This is a genomic window from Streptomyces silaceus, assembly GCF_001419745.1.
GTDB classification, from domain to species: domain Bacteria; phylum Actinomycetota; class Actinomycetes; order Streptomycetales; family Streptomycetaceae; genus Streptomyces; species Streptomyces silaceus.
In genome coordinates this window covers 1-4,756 of the sequence record NZ_LIRJ01000633.1, presented here as the reverse complement: position 1 = coordinate 4,756, position 4,756 = coordinate 1, and the positions used below count along the sequence as shown (strand labels likewise).

5 protein-coding genes and 1 pseudogene are annotated in these 4,756 nt (G+C 72.2%); 2 read left to right on the top strand and 4 right to left on the bottom strand.

All coding sequences use genetic code 11. The features are described from left to right. The 4 genes from AOK22_RS38040 to AOK22_RS38025 all read right to left on the bottom strand — a co-directional run. Nucleotides 1-1,160: sensor histidine kinase (locus AOK22_RS38040; protein ID WP_055703209.1), on the bottom strand; the 1,160-nt coding region annotated here is incomplete at its 3' end. Between the two features lie 10 nt (nt 1,161-1,170). Beyond that, nucleotides 1,171-1,935: a two-component system response regulator CseB gene (cseB, locus tag AOK22_RS38035; RefSeq protein ID WP_055703208.1), complete on the bottom strand. Its 765-nt coding sequence runs from the start codon at nt 1,933-1,935 to the stop codon at nt 1,171-1,173. A 153-nt stretch (nt 1,936-2,088) separates the two neighbouring features. Beyond that, a complete protein-coding gene (locus tag AOK22_RS38030; protein WP_079037102.1) occupies nt 2,089-3,120 on the bottom strand; it encodes an endonuclease/exonuclease/phosphatase family protein in 1,032 nt (343 codons plus the stop codon). Continuing rightward, nucleotides 3,117-4,067, bottom strand: coding sequence for a D-alanyl-D-alanine carboxypeptidase family protein (locus AOK22_RS38025; protein ID WP_341845643.1), 951 nt, complete (start codon nt 4,065-4,067; stop codon nt 3,117-3,119). Before AOK22_RS38025 ends, AOK22_RS38030 begins: the two co-directional genes overlap by 4 nt. Before the next feature lie 271 nt (nt 4,068-4,338). On the opposite strand from AOK22_RS38025, the pseudogene AOK22_RS44130 reads away from it, so the two are divergent. Next, nucleotides 4,339-4,479 (top strand): annotated as a pseudogene (locus AOK22_RS44130) (effector-associated constant component EACC1); the annotation flags it as partial. Between the two features lie 16 nt (nt 4,480-4,495). Then, on the top strand, nt 4,496-4,756 hold a 261-nt coding region (locus AOK22_RS44125; protein WP_425264118.1), incomplete at its 3' end, for an effector-associated constant component EACC1.

Here is a 4,756-nt window from a genome sequence, read left to right as displayed (position 1 = left end):
GCCTGGCCGAGCGCGATGGTCAGTCCGAGCCCGTGCCCGCGTCCGCGCTCGGCGGCCTCCGTGCGGAAACGCTGCGGCCCGTGGGCCAGCAGATCGGCGGGGAAGCCGGGGCCGTGGTCGCGTACGGCGATCCGGGTGCCGGTGACGGTCACCTGGACCGGGGACGCGCCGTGCCGGTGTGCGTTGATGACGAGGTTGCTGACGATGCGCTCCACCCGGCGCGGGTCGGTAGGCACCACGTCCGCGTCCTCGACACGGACCTCGTCGGCGCCACCGCAGCGTTCGACCACGTCGGCGGCCAGCTCACCCAGCGGCACCTCGTCGAGCCGCGCCTGCTCGGCACCGGCGTCGAGCCGGGAGATCTCCAGGAGATCCTCGGTCAGCCCGCGCAGCCTCCGTACTTCGGTACGCACCAGATCCGCCGCCTCGTCGTCCTCGGGGAGCAGACCGGCGGCGGTGACCAACCCCATCAGGGGGGTGCGCAGTTCATGGGCCACGTCCGCGGTGAAGCGCCGCTCCGATTCCAGCCTCTGCTGCAGGGCGGCGGCCATGACGTCCATGGCCGCGGACATCTCCGTGATCTCGTCGCGGGCCCGGCCGGGGTGCCCGATCCGGGCGTCGAGGTCGCCGTCCGCGATCCTGCGGGCGGTGCGGGCGCCGTGCCGCAGCCGTCGGTTGACCGGCTCGGTGGCGAGTGCGGCGAGGGGCACGACGACGGCGAGGGCGGCGAGCACGGACTTGACGATGCTCCGGTCCAGGAGCTGGAGGCCGCGTACCTCGGCGCTCATGTCCGTGCGGACGACGAGCACCTGGTCGCCGACGGGCACGGCCGCCCACATCCAGTACCAGTTCGGCGGCTTCTCGTCGTACCACAGGGCGTACTCGCCGGTCCCGCTCAGGCTTGCCAGGTCGCGGGCCAGGGGTTCGGGCAGCTCGTCGCGTGACATGAGGTCAACGGATGCGGGCCTCTTGCCGGTACGGGCGTACTCCTGCTCGGCGACGTGCAGTTGAGTCACGGCCCGGTCGTGTCCCGCCCGTTGTCCGTGTTCCTGCGTCGACCGGTGGACGAGCAGACCGACGACCGCGGCGACCGCGCAGCAGGCGGCCGCGGTCAGGGCGGCGATCTTCCAGCGCAGGGCGCGGGGGTTGAGGAATCGCATGGCTGCCGTTTCAGGACGGGGAGAGTTTGTAGCCGAAGCCGCGGACGGTCTTGATGCGGTCGGCGCCGATCTTCTTGCGCAGCCGCACCACGCACAGGTCGACGACCCGGGTGTCGCCCTCCCAGCCGTAGTCCCAGACGTCGCGCAGCAGGCGGCGCCGGTCGAGGACGATGCCGGGGTGCTCGGCGAACGCCAGGAGCAGGCGCAGCTCCGTGGGCGTGAGGGGGACGGCCGCGCCCGCCCGGCTCACGTTCAGTCCGCGCAGATCGATGGCCAGATCACCGAAGACGAGCGGGCGGCTGTCGCTCTCGGAGCCGGGAGCGGTGCCGGGAGCGGTGCCGGGGTCCGGGGCCGGATCGGGACGGCCGAGGGCGGCGGCACCCGGCTGGAACGTGGCACGACGCAGCAGCATCCGGATCCGGGCGACCATGACGGCGATGTCGACGGGCTTGACCACGTAGTCGTCGGCCCCGGCCTCGAGGCCGGACACGACGTCGAGCGCGTCGCCCCGGGCGGACATCATCAGGATCGGTACGAGGCTCTCGTCACGAATGCGCCGGCACAGGCCGATGCCGTCCAGGCCCGGCAGCATGACGTCCAGGATCAGCAGATCGTGCCGCCCGGCCCGGAATGCCTCGAGGCCCCCGAGACCGTCCTCGGCGACCGAGACCTCGTACCCGTAGCGCTCAAGAGCCAGTTGGACGGAACGGCGGATGACCGCGTCATCCTCGACCACGAGGACGCGGACCGGGTTGGGGACGGGGGATTGGGACAAGACGTACCTTCCAGAGCTGCCGGAGCGTGCTGCGTTTACCGAGTCTGCCTGCGCCTGCCTGCGCCTGCCTGCGTGTTCTTGCCGGCTGGTGATCGAATCGTAGCCACGCGGCGGCCCGCCCCTCGGCGGGCCGCGTGCTTGGTAAGGGCGGCGTCACAGACGCAGGGAGACAGCGACCGGAAGATGGTCGCTGCCCGTGGCGGGCAGGGTCCACGCGGAAACCGGAGTCACTCCCTTGACCATGACCTGGTCGAGGCGGACCACCGGGAACGAGGCCGGCCACGTGAAGCCGAACCCGGCTCCCGCCTCCTGCTGCGCCGAACGCAGCTGGGAGGTCAAAGGGCCGAGCGCCGAGTCGTCGGTCGTCCCGTTGAAGTCGCCCACCACGACGACCCGGCCGAGCCGCTCCGCCCGGACGGCATCGGCCAGCTTTCCGGCCGCCGCATTGCGGCGCTCCGTGGTGAATCCGGAACCCGGCAGGACACGTACGGAAGCGAGATGCGCGACGTAGAGGGCAACAGGCCCCTTGGGGGTGTCGACCGTGGCGCGCAGGGCCCGCGTCCAGGGCATGATCTCCACCGGCTCCACGGCCCGGAGCGGGTGCTTGCTCCACAGTCCGATGCCCTCGCGCACCGCGGAGTACCGATAGGTGCGCGCCAGCTCGCGCTCGTACGTCGCCACGGCCGGGCGGGACAGTTCCTCCAGCGCCACCACGTCGGCGCCCGCGGCGGCCAGCGCCCGTGCCGTCCCGCGCGGATCGCGGTTCTCCTCGTGCACGTTGTGGCCGACCACGACCACGTCCCCACCGCTGGACTGCTTGTCGATGAAGGTGCCCGCGAACAGGGAACACCAGGTGACGGCGGGGACGAGGACGGCGACGCCCGCCAGGGCGGAGCGGCGCGCCACGGCGGCCGCCAACAGCGCCACCACACTCAGGCCCATCCAGGGCAGCACCGTCTGCAGCAGACTGCCGAGGTTGCCGAAGCCGTTCGGGATGCGGGTGTTGAACGCCATGAGCAGGGCGCAGAGCACGGCGGCGGTGGCGATGAACCGCCCCCGCCGCCACGTCCCCGTACGCCATGTCCCCGTACGCCACGTCCCGGTCGGCCACGTGCCGTGCGGCTTCGCAACGGGAGGCGAGCCGGTGCTGGGAGTGGGCTCGGCGCGGAGGGTGTCCTGGCTCATCGGCGTCCGTCCCGACCGTTGCCGTCCGCCGCGAGGGCTGCGGGCAACTTCTCCCGGAGGGCGTCGAGGAGGCGGCCGCTGCTCTCCAGGGCTGCCAGATTGCCCTCGGCGGGCGACGTGCCCACGCGCTGGGAAAGGACGACGCCGTACACGAGATGACGCCTCTTGCCGTCCGGAACCTCGGCCGCCCACATCAGGTTGCCGCCCGCCGGGGTGCTCGATCCGGTCTTCAAGCCGATCACGCCGGGCCGGTCGAGCAGCTGGTTGGTGTTCCGCACCGGTTCGTCCCGACCGGGGACGCTGGTGCTGCGCAGGCCCACGGTCGCGCGCAGCGCCGGGTCCTTCATGGCCGCGCGGGCCAGCTTGAGCTGGTCGGCGGCGGTGGACCGAGTGGTGGACTCGATCCCGCTCGCACCGGTGTACGTGGTGTCTGTCATGCCCAGCCGGCCGGCCGCGGCGTTCATCTTGGCCACGAACTTCCGCTGGCTGCCCGCGTCCCAACGGGCCAGCAGCCGGGCCACATTGTTCCCGGACGGCAGGAGCATCAACTCCAGCAACTTCCGCTGGGACAATTTCTGTCCCTCCCGCACCGGCGCGGTGGACTCGCTCAGCGAATGGGCCTCGGACGCGGCCTGCCGGTCGACCTCGATCGAGGGCCCGCCCTCACCGTCCTTGAGCGGATGGGCCTTGAGCATCACGTACGCGGTCATCACCTTGGTGAGGCTCGCGATCGGCACCGGCTGCCGTGCTCCCTTGACGCCGAGGCCACCGACCTTCTCCACCGAGACGGCCGTCTGGCCCTCCCGCGGCCACGGCAGATCCAGCCGCTCGACGACAGCCCTCGGCGCGGAGGCCTCCTGCGCGACGACATCGCTCGCCCCGCCCTCGCCGCCCTCGCCGTCGCAGAGCGCCATCAGCCCGCCGCCGGCGCAGCCGCCGATCAGCACCGCAGCCAAGGCCCACGCCGCACCCCGACGGGCCCGCGACGGCCCCCCGAGCACGGCGCGGGCAGCAGAATGGACACGTACGAGCACGTCAACCGCCTCCCAGAGCCAGATACGCGTACACCGGAGATCGGGTACGCCGACAGCCTCCGGGAGATCCACTTCCAGGCGGTCAGGGCGAAGCTTCCGCTGTCGTGCGGTTGTGTATCAGCCGCGTATCAGCGCTTCGCCCGAGTCTCGGCAAGGGGCCGCCGGTGCGTGACGCCGGGAGCCGCTGTGGCACTGGCTGCGCCAGCAACCCGCACCGCGCGGCCGTGTCCGTCGGGAGATGCCTGCACCGCGGGCAGGGGCGATGGGCGCGCTGAGCGGTCTGGTCGTCGAGAGCGCGGTCACGGGCACCACCGGCGCGCTCACCGGCCTGATGGCCCGGTGTGTTCTCCCTGTGGCTCGGCCGGCGGCAGGCACAAGGCAATGCCCAGACGACGGTCACGGTGACTACCGGAGACGGCCGCAGTGTGACGGTGACGTCGGCACAGGCAGGGGAAGCGGAGCGGCTGTTGAGACTGGCGCTCGAAGCGCGTCGGCACCCGATGGCCCGCCACCCGCTGCCTGGACTTCAGCGAGCCGGCGCCGCGGCGCCGGCCGGGAGGCGGGCTACCGCCTCTGCACCGCCCGGTGGGCCCTGTCCGACC

What these genes read in the sequence shown, in the direction of transcription:
- AOK22_RS38030 (WP_079037102.1), bottom strand. Translation starts at nt 3,120, where the DNA reads ATGAGCCAGGACACCCTCCGCGCCGAGCCCACTCCCAGCACCGGCTCG.